A 14,642-nucleotide genomic window follows, 5' to 3' on the forward strand; every position below is an offset into this window, starting at 1 on the left:
GCCATCCCGGCATCTCGGCCAGGAAATGCAGCGAGTTCTGCGCGACGTTCGTCTCTTCGTAGAGTTCGCGCATCGCCGCCGCGCGCGGATCCTCGTCCGGATCCACTCCGCCCTGCGGCATCTGCCAGGAATAGTCGCCGGACACATGCTCGGGGCCGCCCTCCTTGCGACGGCGGCCGATGAACACGAGCCCGGCCCGGTTGACGAGGGTGATGCCGACGCAGGGCCGGTAGGGAAGGTCGGGCGGAGCCGGGTGTTGGCCGGCGGGAGGCTCAATCGTCATCGCCGGCGACCATAGCAGCCGGCCCCGCGGCGGCAACGTCCACGAGTATCCGTGCCGCGCCTATTCAGCTCGGGACAGCCGGGTTCCCGCAGCCGGCGTGCGGAGGGCCGCGCTGACCGGCACCAGGCGGATGCCGCGCGCATCGAGATCCTTCGCCCAGCGCGCGACGCGCTCGATGGTGAGCGGCTGGGCGCCCGCCGAGGCGAGCACGAAGCCCTTCGCCCGCGCCTGGGCCTCGAGGCGAGCCAGTTCCGCGTCGATCGCCTCGGCCCGCGGGGCGGCATCGAGAACGATCTCGGCCCGTGCGGCCGGGGCCTTCGTCTTGGCGGCGAGGCTCGCGACGAGCGAGCGCTGAGCGGTGCCGTCGTCGACGAAGCCGAGGCCGCGGGCGGCGACTTCGCGTAGCAGCGGCTCCAGGGCCGTCGCATCGGTGATCAGCTTCGAGCCCATCAGGTTCGCGAGACCGATCGCGCCGGGTACGCGGCTCATCACCCAGGCCAGACGGTCGGCATTCTCCGCAGGACGCGCGCCGGTCAGCAGGGTCTGTGGGCCGGGATCGCTGTCGGGATAGTCGAACGGCTCCATCGGCACCTGGACCATCACCTCGTGCCCGAAATCGCGGGCGCGAGCGGCGCTGCGCTCGACCTCACCGTAGGGCGAGAACGCGAGGCTGACCTGCGGCGGCAACTTCACGATGGCGCTGGCTGTCGCTGCCTGCCCCGTACCGAGGCCGGTGAGGAGGATCGCGATGCGCGGGCCCGAGCCGGGCTCCTCCGGCCGCGCGTACAGGTCGAGTGGGCGCAGCCGCCCCTCCCCGACCTTCGGCATAGCGCCGTGGCGACCGCGCTCGACGAGGCGGGCATCCGGCGCGGGCGCGAGCTTCACCGAAACTGTCGGCACGCGGATCACCACCGCCTCGCTCGGCGCGGCACTCCCCGAGGGCCGGAAGACCGTGACGCCGGAAGCGCTCTCGACCTCCTCCGCGCTGCGCTGCAACGGCGGAGCCGGTTCGGCCTCCGCCATCCGCGGCTGCTCCATGGATGCCGGGCGCGGCTGGTCGGCGGGCGCCTCGCGTAGGGCGATCTCCGCATGCGTTCGGGGCTCCCCGCCGCGCGGATCACCGACGATGAGGAGAATGGCGAGGGCTCCGGTCGGCAGAGCCGCGAGACCGGCGTAGACGTGCGCAGGGCGCAGGCGCGCGCGCAGCCGCGCCAGCCGGCCCTTGAGGCTGGCATCGGCAGGTTCCGGCACTCCGAGCGGCCGGGTCAGGATATCGTCGGAGGGCAGGCTCACCGCATCCTCGGCAGGCGGGCGGCCGCCCTGGCGCCGACGAGCGCGCAACGGTCCCCCGCCGCCATTGCGGGGCGTCATGGTTAACGTTCGGCTAACGGCGGATGCGAGCGCGCAGGCTCGGCCTCGCGCCGGTACTCGAAAGGCTCGTCGACGGCCCCAACGGCCGCTCGCGCGATCCGCCGGAACGAGAAGCCCCCGCCCGAAAGGGTCGGGCGGGGGCTTCGATCGGTGTCAGGTCGCGCTGGGCGGCGCGCTCAGTTCGGCAGGCTCGGCTTCTGGGTGTTCGCCGCGCCCTTCTGGATGCCGCGCAGGAAGTCGAAGGCGGCGGTCAGCTGCTTGTCCTTGGCCGGGTCCGGCGGGACGTAGGCCGAAGAGCCGCCGCGCTCCTCCGTGTCCTTCTGCTTGAGGTGACCCTTCAGGCCGGCCTCACCCTTGGTCTCGTCCTTGCCCTTCAGCTCGTCGGGCACTTCCTGCAGCACCTCGAGGTCCGGCTCGATGCCCTTGGCCTGGATCGAGCGGCCCGACGGCGTGTAGTAGCGGGCGGTCGTCAGGCGCAGGGCGCCACTGCCGCCGAGCGGGATGATCGACTGCACAGAGCCCTTGCCGAAGGAGCGCGTGCCGAGGATGGTCGCGCGCTTGTGATCCTGCAGGGCGCCGGCCACGATCTCCGAGGCCGAGGCAGACCCGCCGTTGACGAGGACCACGACGGGCTTGCCCTTCGTGATGTCGCCCGACTTCGCCGAGAAGCGCTGCGTCTCGTCCGGGTTGCGGCCGCGCGTCGAGACGATCTCGCCGCGGTCGAGGAAGGCGTCGGAGACCATCACCGCTTGGTCGAGCAACCCGCCCGGGTTGTTGCGCAGGTCGATGACGTAACCCTTGAGCTTGTCCTGGCCGATCTCGGTCGTCAGCTTGTCGACCGCATTCCGCAGGCCGTCGAAGGTCTGCTCGTTGAACTGGGTCAGCCGGACGTAGCCGATGTCACCGCCCTCGGCGCGGGAGCGCACCGGCTTGATCTTGATGACGTCGCGGGTCAGCGAGACCTCGATCGGGTCCTTCGCCTCCTTGCGGCTGATCTTGAGCTTGACCGAGGAATTGACCGGGCCGCGCATCTTGTCGACCGCCTGATTCAAGGTGAGGCCCTGGACCTGCTCCTCGTCGATCTGCGTGATGATGTCGTTGGCGAGCAGCCCCGCCTTCGAGGCGGGCGTGTCGTCGATCGGGGTGACGACCTTGATCAGGCCGTCCTCCATCGTGACCTCGATGCCGAGGCCGCCGAACTCGCCGCGCGTCGTCGTCTGCATGTCGCGGAAGGCCTTCGCGTCCATGTAGCTCGAATGCGGGTCGAGCGAGGTGAGCATGCCGTTCACGGCCGCTTCGATCAGCTTCGCTTCCTCGGGCTTCTCGACATAGTCCGTACGGACCTTCTCGAAGACGTCACCGAACAGGCTGAGCTGACGATAGGTTTCGGCGGAGGCGGCGACCGCGCTCGGACCGGAGAGGAACTGGGTCTGCGTCGCCAGCATCGACGTGCCCGCGCCGAGGAGCGCGCCGAGCATGACCAGGGACATCTTGCGCATTATCCGCGAACCTTCTCGCTGGGGCCTTTCGCCCACCAAGGCTCCGGGTCGATGGAGCCGCCGTCTTTCTTGAACTCGACGTACAGGACCGGATCGCTTCGGTCACCCTCGCCAGCCTGCGGGCTCGCCGCCCCTTCTCCCATGCTCGCCACCGGCTCCCCGGCGAGCACGAACTGGCCGACCTCGACGTTGATCTGATCCATCCCTGCCAACAAGAGATAGTAGCCATCGCCCGCATTGATGATCAAGAGACGGCCGTACGAACGGAACGGCCCCGCGAAGGAGACCCACCCGTCTGCCGGTGATGCCACGACGGCCTTCGGGCGGGTCGAGAGCGAAATGCCGCGCGTCATCCCGCCATTGCCGTCCGGCTGGTTGAAGGCGCGCAGGAGCCGCCCGCTGACAGGCTTCGGCAGGTCGCCCCGTGCCTCGGCGAAGCGGATCTTGGGGGCGAGCCGGGCCGGATCCTTGAAGCCCGCCGCCGCGAAGCGCTCCTGCGTCAGCCTCGCCTCGCGCAATTCCGCGTTCCGCGCCTCCTCGGCGGCGCGTCGGGCGGCGAAGACCTCCCCCTGCATGCGGTCGACGAGATCCCGCAGGCTCTTGGCCTGCACGCCGAGCTCCGCCGCGCGCAGGCGCTCGGCGGCGAGGCCGCTCTCGACCTCGGCGAGGCGCGCCCGCCGGGCGGTGACGAGGGCGTTGAGGCGCTGCTGTTCCCTGGCCCAGCCCGCGAGATCGTTCCGGAGACCTTCCTTGTCGGCGGCGATGAGGCCACGCAGGCGCACGAGCTCGGCGAGGTCGCTCGCCAGCGTCTCGGCCTCCCCGCGCAGTTCCGGCACGATGGCGCCGAGCAGCATCGAGGTGCGGATCACCGCCAGGACGTCCTCGGGCTGAACCAGCACGGCCGGAGGCGGCCGTCGCCCCATGCGCTGGAGAGCGGCCAGGATCTCGGCGATGACGCCCCGCCGCCCCTCCAGCGACCGGCGGATCGCCGCCTCGCTGGCGCCGAGATTGCGCAGGCGCTCCTCCAGCCGGCTCATCCGGTCCTCAGTGGCCTGGGCTTGGCGCGTCGCGTCGAGCAGGGCAGCGTTGAGCTTCGCCCGGTCGCCGCCGATCGCGGCGATCTCCGCCTCGAATTGCGCACGCGCACTGCCAGAGGCCGTAAGTGCTTCCTCGATCCGCTTCAGGTTCTCCGTCCGCCGGTCACGCTCCTCGACGGCTGCCCGGATCTTGTCGGCTTCGGATAGAGGCGCCGGTGCTTGCTGCCCGGCCGGCGTCTGCGCGCACAACGGCCCGCCGCTCAGGAGCAGCGCGAGCCCGATCCACCCCCCATGTCGGAGTTGCGCCCCGCGCGCCATCCTGCCCTACCCGCCCCTATGATCCGTCCGGGCCGCCCCGATGATACGGGTGGCCGGCCAGGATCGTGAGGGAGCGATACAGCTGTTCTAAGGCAAGAACCCGCACGAGACCGTGCGGCAAGGTCGCCGCCCCGAAAGAGAGGATCAGGTCCGCGCGGTCGCGTACGCTCGGATCGAGGCCGTCCGCCCCGCCGATCGCAACGAGGAGGGCCGCCTTGCCCGAATCGCGCCAGCCACCGATGCGCTCCGCGATCCGCTCGCTCGACAGGTCCGAGCGTCCGCGTTCGTCGTAGGCGATGAGGATGCCGCCGGTCGGGCAATGGCCGAGCAGGTGCGCGCCCTCTTCGGCGCAGCGGTCGGGCGCGCGGCGCGCGCGGCTCTCGACGATCTCGATCATCTCGCAGGCTGGGATGCCGAGGCCGCGGCCGACCTGTCCCGCACGGTCCCGGTAACGGGCCGCGAGATCGCGCTCGGGACCGGCCTTCAGGCGTCCGACCGCGGCGACGGCGAGGCGCAAGGCTGCGGCGTCAGCCGGCCATCCGGCCGACCGGCCGGTCCGCGCCCCACATCTTCTCGAGGTTGTAGAAGCCGCGCACCTCCGGGCGGAAGATGTGGACGAGCACGTCGCCCGCATCAATGAGCACCCAGTCGCAGGCCGGCATCCCCTCGACCCGGGCCGTGCCGAAGCCCTTGTCCTTCATGTCCTGGATGATCTTGTCCGCGATCGCGCCGACGTGGCGCTGCGATCGGCCGGAGGTGATGATCATCGTGTCGGCCAGCGAGGTCTTGCCGGCGAGATCGATCTCGATCGTTTCCTCGGCCTTCATCTCGTCGAGGCAACCGAGTGCGAGATCCTTCAGATCTTGGGCCCTGGCGAGGGCGGTGGTCTCGGAACCGTTGGTTCCCATGTCGAGCGTCTCGGACAGCGTCCTGGTTCCTCAGGTCAATACGGAGGCGCGACAACATTCGCGCGCGTCCCTGAGATTGGAGGGTTCGCGGACGGTTTTCAATACGCATGCCCGCTTCGTCCCGACGATTCGGCGCCTGTGTCGCTTCGAACCGGTCAGGCCGCGCCCATCCTAAGGCGGATCGCAGTCGACGAGAGGTCGGATCGCGGGCCGTGCAGGTAGACCCAGGCCGGAGGTCGCGCCACGGCGAGCCGCCCCGCTTCCGCTTCCGGCAGCCGGAAGCGCTGAAGTGTCTGCGCAGCGCGGGCATTCGGTGCGCTCAGGGTGAAACCCGGCCGGTCCAAGACGGCGACCGGCACCGCGGCAGCGATGTCGCGAAACCCCTTCCAGCGATGAAATGTCGCGAGGCTGTCGGCGCCCATGATCCAGACGAAGTGCAGGTCGGGGCGCCGCCGCAGGAGGAAGCGCAGGGTATCGCGCGTGAAGCGCGCCTCGATCTCGGCCTCGAAGGTCGTCACGGCGATGCGCGGATCGGCGGCGACACGCCGTGCCCCGGCCGCCCGTTCGGCGAGTGGGGCAAGGGCGCCGAGGCTCTTCAGAGGATTGCCGGGCGTGACCAGCCACCAGACCCGGTCGAGCCGGAGGCGCCGGAGGGCGGTGAGACTGACGTGCCGATGACCCGCATGAGCCGGGTTGAAGGAGCCGCCGTACAGCCCGATCCGCTGGCCCGGCGCGGCGGGCGGCAGGCGCGGGATCACCGCGGCGTCAGGCCCGCATCCGGAGGCTCACGGCCTTGTCTGGCCGTTGCCGTGCACCCGGTACTTGAACGTGGTCAATTGCTCGACACCGACGGGCCCGCGGGCGTGCATGCGTCCCGTCGCGATGCCGATCTCGGCGCCGAAGCCGAACTCGCCGCCGTCGGCGAACTGTGTCGAGGCATTGTGCGTGACGATCGCCGAATCGACCTCGGCGAGGAAGCGCGTCGCCTCAGCCTGATCCTCGGTGATGATCGCGTCGGTGTGATGCGAGCCGTTCGCCTCGATGTGCTGGATTGCCGCATCGAGCCCTTCGACCACGCGGGCCGAGATGATCGCGTCGAGGTACTCCGTGCGCCAGTCTTCGTCCGTGGCGGAGGTGACGCGAGGATCGACCGCGCGGACGGCCTCGTCGCCGCGAACGGCGCAGCCGGCGTCGAGCAGGGCGGTCACGAGGGGAGCGAGGTGCGTATCGGCGCAGGCGCGGTCGACGAGCAGCGTCTCGGCCGCGCCGCAGATCCCGGTGCGGCGCATCTTGCTGTTGAGGAGCACGGTGCGGGCCATGCCGAGATCGGCGGCGGCCGCGACGTAGACATGACAGATGCCGTCGAGATGGGCGAAAACGGGCACCTTGGCTTCCGCCTGGACGCGCTCGACGAGGCTGCGCCCGCCGCGGGGTACAATGACGTCGATGGCGCCGCCGAGGCCCGTCAGCATCGCGCCGACCGCCGCACGGTCGCGGGTCGGCACGATCTGGATGGCGTCCGCCGGCAGGCCGGCCTCGACCAAGCCCTCGCTCATCGCCCGCGCGATGGCCATCGCGCTCCGGTGGCTGTCGGACCCCGCCCGCAGGATCGCCGCGTTGCCGGCCTTCAGGCAGAGGGCGCCGGCATCTGCGGTGACGTTCGGCCGGCTCTCGAAGATCACGCCGATGACCCCGAGCGGGACCGCGATCCGCTCGATCAGCAGGCCGTTCGGCCGCTCGAAAGCCGCGAGCTGGCGCCCGACCGGGTCGGCGAGCGCGCCGATCTTTTCGACCGCGTCCGCGATCGCGGCGATGCGCTTCTCGTCGAGGGTCAGCCGGTCGATCAGCGCCGCCGACTGGCTCGCGGCCTTGGCCGCCGCGACGTCGCGGGCGTTCGCGCGCAGGATCTCGGCGCTGCCGACGCGGATGCGCTCCGCGATCGCGCGCAGCGCGATGTCCTTCGTCTGGGCCGAGGCGAGCGCCATCTGCCGGGCTGCCGCCCGTGCGCGACGGCCGATCGCGGCCATCTGCGTATCGAGGTCGTCGGCATCCGCAAAATCAGATTTCAGGTTCAGAGCGGGCACGGCGGCCGATCCTCGCGCAATCCTCGCGGCCGCTGAGTTCCGTGGCCGCCTCACCGAGAACCCGTCTATGCACGGCGTTCCGATCCTAAACAACCCGCCCGCGCAGCGCCCCTGCTCTACTCCGAGAACATCGCCATGTCGTCGCGGTGGACCATCTCGGCCCGTCCGGGATGGGTGAGCAACTCCGCGATATGGCTGCTCGGGCGCCCGATGATGAGGGCCGCCTCCGAACTGTCGTAGGCCACCAGGCCACGGCCGAGGGGACGACCCTTGAGGTCACGGATCAGCACGGCGTCGCCGCGCCCGAAGCTGCCCTCGATGGCGCGCACGCCGACCGGGAGCAGGCTCGCGCCGCCCTGCAGGGCGCGTACGGCGCCGTCATCGATGATCAGGCTTCCGCGAGGCTCCAACGAGCCGGCGATCCAGGTCTTGCGGGCAGCAGTCGGCGTCGATCCCGACAGGAACCACGTGCAGCGCCCTCCCCCGACGATCGCGCGCAGCGGGTTCTTCTCGCGGCCGTCGGCGATGATCATGTGGGTGCCACCCCCGACCGCGATCTTGGCCGCCTCGACCTTGGTGCGCATGCCGCCGCGCGACAGTTCGGAGGCGGGTCCGCCTGCCATCGCCTCGATTTCCGGTGTGATCCGCTCGACGACGGGCAGGTGCCGGGCGTCCGGATCGACATGCGGCGGCGCGGTGTAGAGGCCGTCGATGTCGGAGAACAGCACCAGCACGTCCGCGCCGATCATGGTGGCGACGCGTGCGGCGAGGCGGTCGTTGTCGCCGTAGCGGATCTCGCTCGTCGCCACCGTGTCGTTCTCGTTGACGACGGGCACGGCGCGGACTTCGAGGAGCTTCAGGGTGGTGGCGCGGGCGTTGAGATAGCGCCGCCGCTCCTCCGTGTCCCGGGGCGTCACCAGGATCTGCCCCGCCACGATGCCGTGATGGCCGAGCGCCTCGGCCCAGTGGCGCGCGAGCGCGATCTGGCCGACCGAAGCCGCAGCCTGGCTCTCCTCCAGACGGAGCGCCCCCGGCGGGAAGCCGAGCACCGTGCGCCCGAGGGCGATGCTGCCCGAGGAGACGACCAGCACGTCGACGCCGCGGGCGTGCAGGTCCGCGATGTCCTCGGCGAGCGCGGCGAGCCAGGCGTGCCGCAGGCGGCCGCGGGCCCGGTCGACGAGCAGGGCCGAGCCGACCTTGATCACGACGCGGCGGAAATCTTCGAGGCTCGGAATCATGTGCGGAGTATGTGTGCGGGCCCGAAATCCGTGTGCACGAACTCGCTGCCGTTGAACAGCGGCGGCACCCGATGGGTCCTCGCCACCGTCGAAGCCATCGGAAGTCTGGTCGGTCAGCCTAGCACGTCACGGCTGCCAGCCGATCGAGGCTGCGGACGCCTCGGCCTTCGCGGCACCCGCCGCGTCGATCTCCGCCATCACCGCCCGCAGCGCCTCCTGCACCCCCCGCCCTGTGGCCGAGGACAGGATCAGCGGCGTGCGCTTGGCCGCCCGCTTCAGCCGCGCGACCTGCTCCTTGAGCGTGTCCGGATCGAGGGTATCGGCCTTCGAGAGGGCGACGATCTCCGGCTTCTCGGCAAGCTCGTGGCCATAGGCCTCGATCTCCCCGCGCACCAGCTTGTAGGCCTTGCCCGCATGCTCGCTCGTACCCTCGACGAGGTGCAGCAGCACCCGGCAGCGCTCCACATGCGCGAGGAACTTGTCGCCCAGGCCCACGCCCTCGTGCGCGCCCTCGATCAGACCTGGGATGTCGGCGAGCACGAATTCGCGCCCGTCGGCCCGGACCACGCCGAGGCCGGGATGCAGCGTCGTGAAAGGATAATCCGCGATCTTGGGCTTGGCCGCCGTCACGGTGGCGAGGAAGGTCGACTTGCCGGCGTTGGGCAGCCCGACGAGGCCGGCATCCGCGATCAGCTTGAGGCGCAGCCAGATCCATTGCTCCTGGCCCTCCAGGCCGGGATTGGCGTGTTTCGGCGCCCGGTTCGTCGACGTGGTGAAATAGGCGTTGCCGAAGCCGCCATTGCCGCCCTTGGCGAGGCGCACGCGCTGGCCGATCTCGGTCATGTCCGCGATCAGCGTCTCGCCGTCCTCCGCCAGGATCTCGGTGCCCGCCGGCACCTTCAGCACCACGTCCGCGCCCTTCGCGCCGTGGCGGTTCGAGCCCATGCCGTGCTCGCCCTTGCGCGCCTTGAAATGCTGCTGGTAGCGGTAGTCGATCAGGGTGTTGAGGCCCTCGACGCACTCAACCCAGACGTCGCCGCCGCGGCCGCCGTCACCGCCGTTCGGCCCGCCGAACTCGATGAACTTCTCCCGCCGGAACGAGACGCAGCCCGCACCCCCGTCGCCGGAGCGGATGTAGACCTTGGCTTCGTCGAGGAATTTCACGGCGTCAGGCTCGTCATCGGGTCGACGTCCGCGCTGTCGTGCGCGGACGCGTTGGGGCAAGGTGTGGGCCGGGCGGCCGGAATGCCAGGGCGCCCGGCCGTGATCATGCGTGGACGGCCAGGAGCACCGACCGCTCGGAGAAGGCCGCTCCCTCGCCGCCGTTCCGGCGCTGCCACATCCGCCGGTCGAGGCGGAAGCGGTCGACCGGAAGGTCGCCGCCGCGCGCCGGGAACGGCGCGAGCGCCGTGTCCTCATGCGCGAAGCCGCACTTCTGAAGGACGCGCCGGGACGCCGCGTTCTCGACGCGGGCGGCCGACGTCAGCACCCGGCCCGGCGTATAGGCGAAGTACGCCTCCACCATCGCGCCGACCGCCTCGGTCACGAGCCCATTGCCCCAGTGCGGAGCGCCGAGCCAGTAGCCGAGATGGGGGCCGGCCGCCGTCGGATCGGGCTCGATCGCGACGATGCCGATCAGACTCTGCGGGCGACCGCGCGGGGCGATCGCCATCACGAGGGAGCGGCCCTCCGTGTTGCCCCAGCGTGCCTTGACGATGAACCCGTCCACCGTCGTCCGGTCGAGCGGGTGCGGGATCCGGGCCGTCATCTCCGACACGGCCCGGTCGCCGGCGAGGTCCACGATCGCCTCCGCGTCGGCGGCACAGGGCCAGCGCAGCCAGAGCCGGCGGGTCTCCAGGCGGAAGACGTCGTCGCGGGTGAGATCGGGGAACATCGTCGCGGGCTCCGATCGCGGGCGGACAGACCGCCTCAGGCCTTCTGACGAAGAAAGGGGAAGATGGCATCCCATCCTCCCCCGCGTTCCGTTCGCAACCCGGGCCCTGTGTCGGGCCCTCGAGGGAGCTTCGGATCCGCCGGTTCGGTGTGGGACACCGGCGGGAAGCTCCTTCGTCCGTCGAGCTTGCCCGCCGTTTACTCGGCCGCCTCTTGCACCGGTACGACCGCTACGAAGGCGCGGCCGCGCTTCGTTTCGAAGCGGACGCGGCCGTCGGTGAGGGCGAACAGGGTGTGATCCTTGCCCATGCCGACATTGGTGCCGGGGTGCCACTTGGTGCCGCGCTGCCGGATGATGATGTTGCCGGCGATCACGGCTTCCGAGCCGAACTTCTTGACGCCGAGGCGCCGGCCTGCCGAGTCGCGGCCGTTGCGGGACGAGCCGCCTGCTTTCTTGTGTGCCATGGAAATCTACTCCGGATTCGAGGGAGATCGCGGCGAGCGGAGCTCAGCCCTTGGCGCTCTTCGCGCCGGCGTCGATGCCGGTGATGCGCACGACCGTGTGGTGCTGCCGGTGGCCGCGCTTGCGGCGCGAGTTCTGCCGGCGGCGCTTCTTGAAGGCGATCACCTTCTTGTCCCGGCCGTGGGAGACGATCTCGCCCGTGACGCTGATGCCCGACAGGAGCGGCGCGCCGACCTGGGTGGCGTCTCCGTCCGTGAACAGCAGCACCTCGCCGAAGGTGACGCTGGAGCCCGCCTCGCCCTCGAGGCTGGCGATGGTGATGGTGTCGTTGGCGGCGACGCGGTACTGCTTGCCGCCGGTCTTGATGACTGCGAACATCGTTCTCTCTCGTGTTCCGATCGGCCTCCGGGGTCGCCCCCTGGACCGGCTTTTTATCAGTTCGTCCCGACCGGCAGGGTGGCCCGCGGCGAAACGCGAAACGCGCGGACTTCTGCGAGGAAGCCGCGCGTGGTGGCCGGGGGATAGGCCGGAGCGGTCGCGATTGTCAATCTCGCGTGCCCGGCCGACGCCCTACTTCTTCATCAGGCCGCCGAGCACGTTTCGCAGGATGGCGTTGCCGACCTGCGTGCCGACCGAGCGCGCCATGGAGCGGGCGGCGTTCGTCACCACCTGCTCGGCAAGGCTCGGAGGCGGCCGGCGCCCGCCCTTGCCCTGCGGCGCGGGCTTCGAGCCGAGAACGCCGCCCAGCATCCCGCCGAGGCTGCCGAGCAGACCGCCGAGGCCGCCCTCAGACCCTTGCGCGGCCTCCGCCGGCGCCGAATCGAGGCCCTTTCGCTTGGCGAGCATCTCGTAGGCGCTCTCGTTGTCGACGGTCTCGTCGTACTTGCCTCGCAGCGGGCTTCTCGCGACGAGGTCGGCGCGCTCGGCAGGGGTCAGCGGGCCGACACGTCCCTGCGGCGGCGCGACGAGCGCGCGCTCCACCACCGAGGGCGTTCCTTTCGCCTCTAGGAAGCTCACGAGCGCCTCGCCGACGCCGAGTTCAGTGATCGCCTTGGCGACATCGAAGCCGGGATTCTGCCGGAAGGTCTCGGCGGCGGCCTTCACGGCGCGCTGGTCGCGGGGGGTGAAGGCGCGCAGCGCGTGCTGCACCCGGTTGCCGAGCTGGCCCAGCACCGTCTCCGGAACGTCGAGGGGGTTCTGCGTCACGAAGTAGACGCCGACGCCCTTCGAACGGATCAGGCGCACGACCTGCTCGACCGCATCGAGGAGCGGCTTCGGGGCGTCGTTGAAGAGGAGATGCGCCTCGTCGAAGAAGAAGACCAGCTTCGGCTTGTCGAGGTCGCCGACCTCCGGCAGTTCCTCGAACAGCTCCGACAGCATCCACAGCAGGAACGACGCGTAGAGGCGCGGCTTCTGCATCAGCTTGTCCGCGGCCAGGATGTTGACGAAGCCCCTGCCCTCGCGGTCGGTGCGCATGAAGTCCGAGAGGTTCAGCGCCGGCTCGCCGAAGAACTTGTCGGCCCCCTGGTTCTCCAGCATCAGGAGTTGGCGCTGGATCGCTCCGACGCTCGCGGCCGAGACGTTCCCGTAGGTGCCCGAGATCTCCTTCAGGTTCTCGGTGAGGACGGTGAGGAGCGCGCGCAGGTCCTTGAGGTCGATGACCGGCCACTGGTTCTCGTCGGCCACCCGGAACGCGATGTTGAGGACGCCCTCCTGCGTGTCGTTGAGTTCGAGGAGCCGCGCCAGCAGGAGCGGGCCCATCTCCATCACGGTGCAGCGGATCGGGTGGCCCTGCTCGCCGAACAGGTCCCAGAAGACGGTCGGGAATCGGTCGGGCTCGTAGGTGATCCCGAGTTCCTCGGCCCGCTTCACGAAGACGGGCTTCGCCTCGCCGGGTGCGGCGAGACCCGAGAGATCGCCCTTGATGTCGGCGGCGAAGACGGGGACACCCGCATTCGAGAACCCCTCGGCCATGACCTGCAGGGTCACGGTCTTTCCGGTGCCCGTCGCGCCCGCGACGAGGCCGTGGCGGTTGGCGAGGCGGAGCGTCAGACGCTCGGGCTTGCCGGTGTCGCCGCTGCTCTTGCCGATGAGAATCGTGCCGTCGTCCGCCATCGCGCCCTCGCCCGATCGATTGCGCTCAAGGTTATGCCGCCGGGGCGATCCGTTTTCCAGATCTTGTCCCCGCGGCGGCTTGATTTCGCAGGGCGCAGGCCCGAAGGACGTGGGATACCGTACCCTCAGGAGCCCGCCCCGATGGAAGAACTGATTGCCCGCGTCACCGCCCGCACGGGCCTGGACGCCGCGACGGCGCAGACCGCGATCGGCCATATCCTCGCCTTCCTCCAGAAGGAGGGCCCGGCAACCGAAGTGAGCCAGCTTCTCGCCGCGATGCCCGGCTCCGAGAGCCTGATCGCCGAGTCGAACGGGACCGAGGGTGGCGGCGGCCTGATGGGCATGCTCGGCGGCATGATGGGCGGCGGCGTGATGGCGCTCGGCCAGAAGCTGATGTCGGCCGGCGTGCCGATGGGCCAGATGCAGCCGCTCGGCCAGGAGCTCTTCGCCTACGGCCGCGAGAAGGCCGGCGAGGACGTGATGGGGCCGATCGTCGGCTCGATCCCCGGCCTCAACCAATTCGTCTGAGCCGCCCCGCCCGCTCGCGAATGGTTCGGCGGCTACGCGTTCGGGGCCGGTTCCGGACCGAGCCGCAGCGGCTGCCAAGTCCTTGATGCGCAAGGCGCGCGACCGTCATAAAAGCGTGCGCGCTTCGTGGTGTTGTCGCATCCGCGAGGCCGGGGCCTTCCATCCCGGGGGTAGGCCCCGCCGACACCCGAGGGCAGGCTGAACCATGGTCGCGAATTTCGCGCGGGGCGCTTCCGCGGCTTGGCTGAGCGGCTGGGAGAAGGGCGTGAACGGCCCGATCACCCGGCTGAAGCAGCGGAGCGCCGCGGTCGGCCTTCCCGGCTTCGGCGGCCGCAGCCTGATCCCGCCCGGCGCCACGCCGATCCGCTTCGGCGAGCGTTTCCGGGCACCCCTCGCCACTCCCGGCCTCGATCCGAGTCTCGGGCGCATCGGCAGCCTCGAGGTGCGGCTCGCCACCCGGAAATCGGAGGTGCGCCGCGCCCAGCGTCTGCGCTTCCGCGTCTTCTACGAGGAGATGTCGGCGATCCCGAACGGCATGGCGATGCTCTCGCGCCGGGATGTCGACGATTACGACGCGATCTGCGACCACCTCCTCGTCATCGACCACGCGGCGACCGAGGCGAAGCCGTTCCGCAAGGCGCGGCCGAAGGTGGTCGGCACCTACCGCCTGCTCCGGCAGGACATGGCGGACCGGCATTTCGGCTTCTACACGGCCGGCGAATACGACATCGCGCCGCTCCTCGCCGCCAATCCCGGCAAGCGGCTCCTCGAGCTCGGGCGCTCCTGCGTCCTGAAGCCCTACCGCACCAAGCGCACGGTCGAACTCCTCTGGCACGGCATCTACGCCTACGTGCTGCACCACCGGATCGACGCGTTGATCGGCTGCGCGAGCCTGGAGGGCACCG

The 14,642-nt window shown here is 70.4% G+C and carries 16 protein-coding genes; 2 read left to right on the forward strand and 14 right to left on the reverse strand.

Going from position 1 to position 14,642, the window contains the following annotated elements; translation table 11 throughout:
• From E1J50_RS23840 to E1J50_RS23905, 14 genes are all read right to left on the reverse strand, one after another.
• A partial coding sequence (locus E1J50_RS23840) for an NUDIX domain-containing protein (RefSeq protein WP_132256357.1) occupies positions 1–283 on the reverse strand: 283 nt, incomplete at its 3' end.
• Between the two features lie 60 nt (positions 284–343).
• Positions 344–1,576 (reverse strand): divergent polysaccharide deacetylase family protein, encoded by a 1,233-nt coding sequence (locus E1J50_RS23845; protein WP_132256359.1) that lies wholly within the window; start codon positions 1,574–1,576, stop codon positions 344–346.
• A 254-nt stretch (positions 1,577–1,830) separates the two neighbouring features.
• The gene (locus E1J50_RS23850) at positions 1,831–3,153 is read right to left on the reverse strand and encodes a S41 family peptidase (protein WP_132256361.1); all 1,323 of its coding nucleotides are present in this window, start codon (positions 3,151–3,153) and stop codon (positions 1,831–1,833) included.
• A complete protein-coding gene (locus tag E1J50_RS23855) occupies positions 3,153–4,508 on the reverse strand; it encodes a murein hydrolase activator EnvC family protein (RefSeq protein WP_132256363.1) in 1,356 nt (451 codons plus the stop codon). Before E1J50_RS23855 ends, E1J50_RS23850 begins: the two co-directional genes overlap by 1 nt.
• A gap of 16 nt (positions 4,509–4,524) precedes the next feature.
• The gene (rlmH, locus tag E1J50_RS23860; RefSeq protein ID WP_132256365.1) at positions 4,525–5,025 is read right to left on the reverse strand and encodes a 23S rRNA (pseudouridine(1915)-N(3))-methyltransferase RlmH; all 501 of its coding nucleotides are present in this window, start codon (positions 5,023–5,025) and stop codon (positions 4,525–4,527) included.
• Between the two features lie 10 nt (positions 5,026–5,035).
• The gene (gene rsfS / locus E1J50_RS23865; RefSeq protein WP_132256367.1) at positions 5,036–5,416 is read right to left on the reverse strand and encodes a ribosome silencing factor; all 381 of its coding nucleotides are present in this window, start codon (positions 5,414–5,416) and stop codon (positions 5,036–5,038) included.
• A gap of 155 nt (positions 5,417–5,571) precedes the next feature.
• Complete coding sequence (locus tag E1J50_RS23870) at positions 5,572–6,174, reverse strand: nicotinate-nucleotide adenylyltransferase (protein WP_132256370.1); 603 nt, start codon at positions 6,172–6,174, stop codon at positions 5,572–5,574.
• A 27-nt stretch (positions 6,175–6,201) separates the two neighbouring features.
• The gene (locus E1J50_RS23875; RefSeq protein ID WP_132256372.1) at positions 6,202–7,500 is read right to left on the reverse strand and encodes a glutamate-5-semialdehyde dehydrogenase; all 1,299 of its coding nucleotides are present in this window, start codon (positions 7,498–7,500) and stop codon (positions 6,202–6,204) included.
• 116 nt (positions 7,501–7,616) lie between these two features.
• Entirely contained in the window at positions 7,617–8,738 is a 1,122-nt protein-coding gene (proB, locus tag E1J50_RS23880) for a glutamate 5-kinase (RefSeq protein ID WP_132256375.1), read from the reverse strand.
• Between the two features lie 126 nt (positions 8,739–8,864).
• Positions 8,865–9,902, reverse strand: a complete 1,038-nt coding sequence (gene obgE / locus E1J50_RS23885; RefSeq protein WP_132256377.1) for a GTPase ObgE — start codon at positions 9,900–9,902, stop codon at positions 8,865–8,867.
• Between the two features lie 103 nt (positions 9,903–10,005).
• Positions 10,006–10,632, reverse strand: a complete 627-nt coding sequence (locus E1J50_RS23890) for a GNAT family N-acetyltransferase (protein ID WP_132256379.1) — start codon at positions 10,630–10,632, stop codon at positions 10,006–10,008.
• A gap of 197 nt (positions 10,633–10,829) precedes the next feature.
• Complete coding sequence (gene rpmA, locus E1J50_RS23895; RefSeq protein WP_132256381.1) at positions 10,830–11,096, reverse strand: 50S ribosomal protein L27; 267 nt, start codon at positions 11,094–11,096, stop codon at positions 10,830–10,832.
• A gap of 43 nt (positions 11,097–11,139) precedes the next feature.
• The gene (gene rplU / locus E1J50_RS23900; protein ID WP_132256383.1) at positions 11,140–11,472 is read right to left on the reverse strand and encodes a 50S ribosomal protein L21; all 333 of its coding nucleotides are present in this window, start codon (positions 11,470–11,472) and stop codon (positions 11,140–11,142) included.
• Positions 11,473–11,664: 192 nt separating this feature from the next.
• Positions 11,665–13,209, reverse strand: coding sequence for a helicase HerA-like domain-containing protein (locus E1J50_RS23905; RefSeq protein ID WP_132256385.1), 1,545 nt, complete (start codon positions 13,207–13,209; stop codon positions 11,665–11,667).
• 141 nt (positions 13,210–13,350) lie between these two features.
• Between E1J50_RS23905 and E1J50_RS23910 the strand changes: the two genes are divergently transcribed.
• Both E1J50_RS23910 and E1J50_RS23915 read left to right on the forward strand, forming a co-directional pair.
• Positions 13,351–13,737: a DUF2267 domain-containing protein gene (locus tag E1J50_RS23910; protein WP_132256387.1), complete on the forward strand. Its 387-nt coding sequence runs from the start codon at positions 13,351–13,353 to the stop codon at positions 13,735–13,737.
• Between the two features lie 205 nt (positions 13,738–13,942).
• A partial coding sequence (locus E1J50_RS23915; RefSeq protein ID WP_132256389.1) for a GNAT family N-acetyltransferase occupies positions 13,943–14,642 on the forward strand: 700 nt, incomplete at its 3' end.

It is taken from the genome of Methylobacterium segetis (assembly GCF_004348265.1).
In the GTDB taxonomy this organism is placed as follows: domain Bacteria; phylum Pseudomonadota; class Alphaproteobacteria; order Rhizobiales; family Beijerinckiaceae; genus Methylobacterium; species Methylobacterium segetis.

Excerpts from the sequence above, each read along its gene's own strand:
- E1J50_RS23850 (WP_132256361.1), bottom strand. The coding sequence starts at position 3,153 with ATGCGCAAGATGTCCCTGGTCATGCTCGGCGCGCTCCTCGGCGCGGGC.
- E1J50_RS23855 (WP_132256363.1), bottom strand. The coding sequence starts at position 4,508 with ATGGCGCGCGGGGCGCAACTCCGACATGGGGGGTGGATCGGGCTCGCG.
- rsfS (WP_132256367.1), bottom strand. The coding sequence starts at position 5,416 with ATGGGAACCAACGGTTCCGAGACCACCGCCCTCGCCAGGGCCCAAGAT.
- proB (WP_132256375.1), bottom strand. The coding sequence starts at position 8,738 with ATGATTCCGAGCCTCGAAGATTTCCGCCGCGTCGTGATCAAGGTCGGC.
- E1J50_RS23890 (WP_132256379.1), bottom strand. The coding sequence starts at position 10,632 with ATGTTCCCCGATCTCACCCGCGACGACGTCTTCCGCCTGGAGACCCGC.
- rpmA (WP_132256381.1), bottom strand. The coding sequence starts at position 11,096 with ATGGCACACAAGAAAGCAGGCGGCTCGTCCCGCAACGGCCGCGACTCG.
- rplU (WP_132256383.1), bottom strand. The coding sequence starts at position 11,472 with ATGTTCGCAGTCATCAAGACCGGCGGCAAGCAGTACCGCGTCGCCGCC.
- E1J50_RS23905 (WP_132256385.1), bottom strand. The coding sequence starts at position 13,209 with ATGGCGGACGACGGCACGATTCTCATCGGCAAGAGCAGCGGCGACACC.
- E1J50_RS23910 (WP_132256387.1), top strand. The coding sequence starts at position 13,351 with ATGGAAGAACTGATTGCCCGCGTCACCGCCCGCACGGGCCTGGACGCC.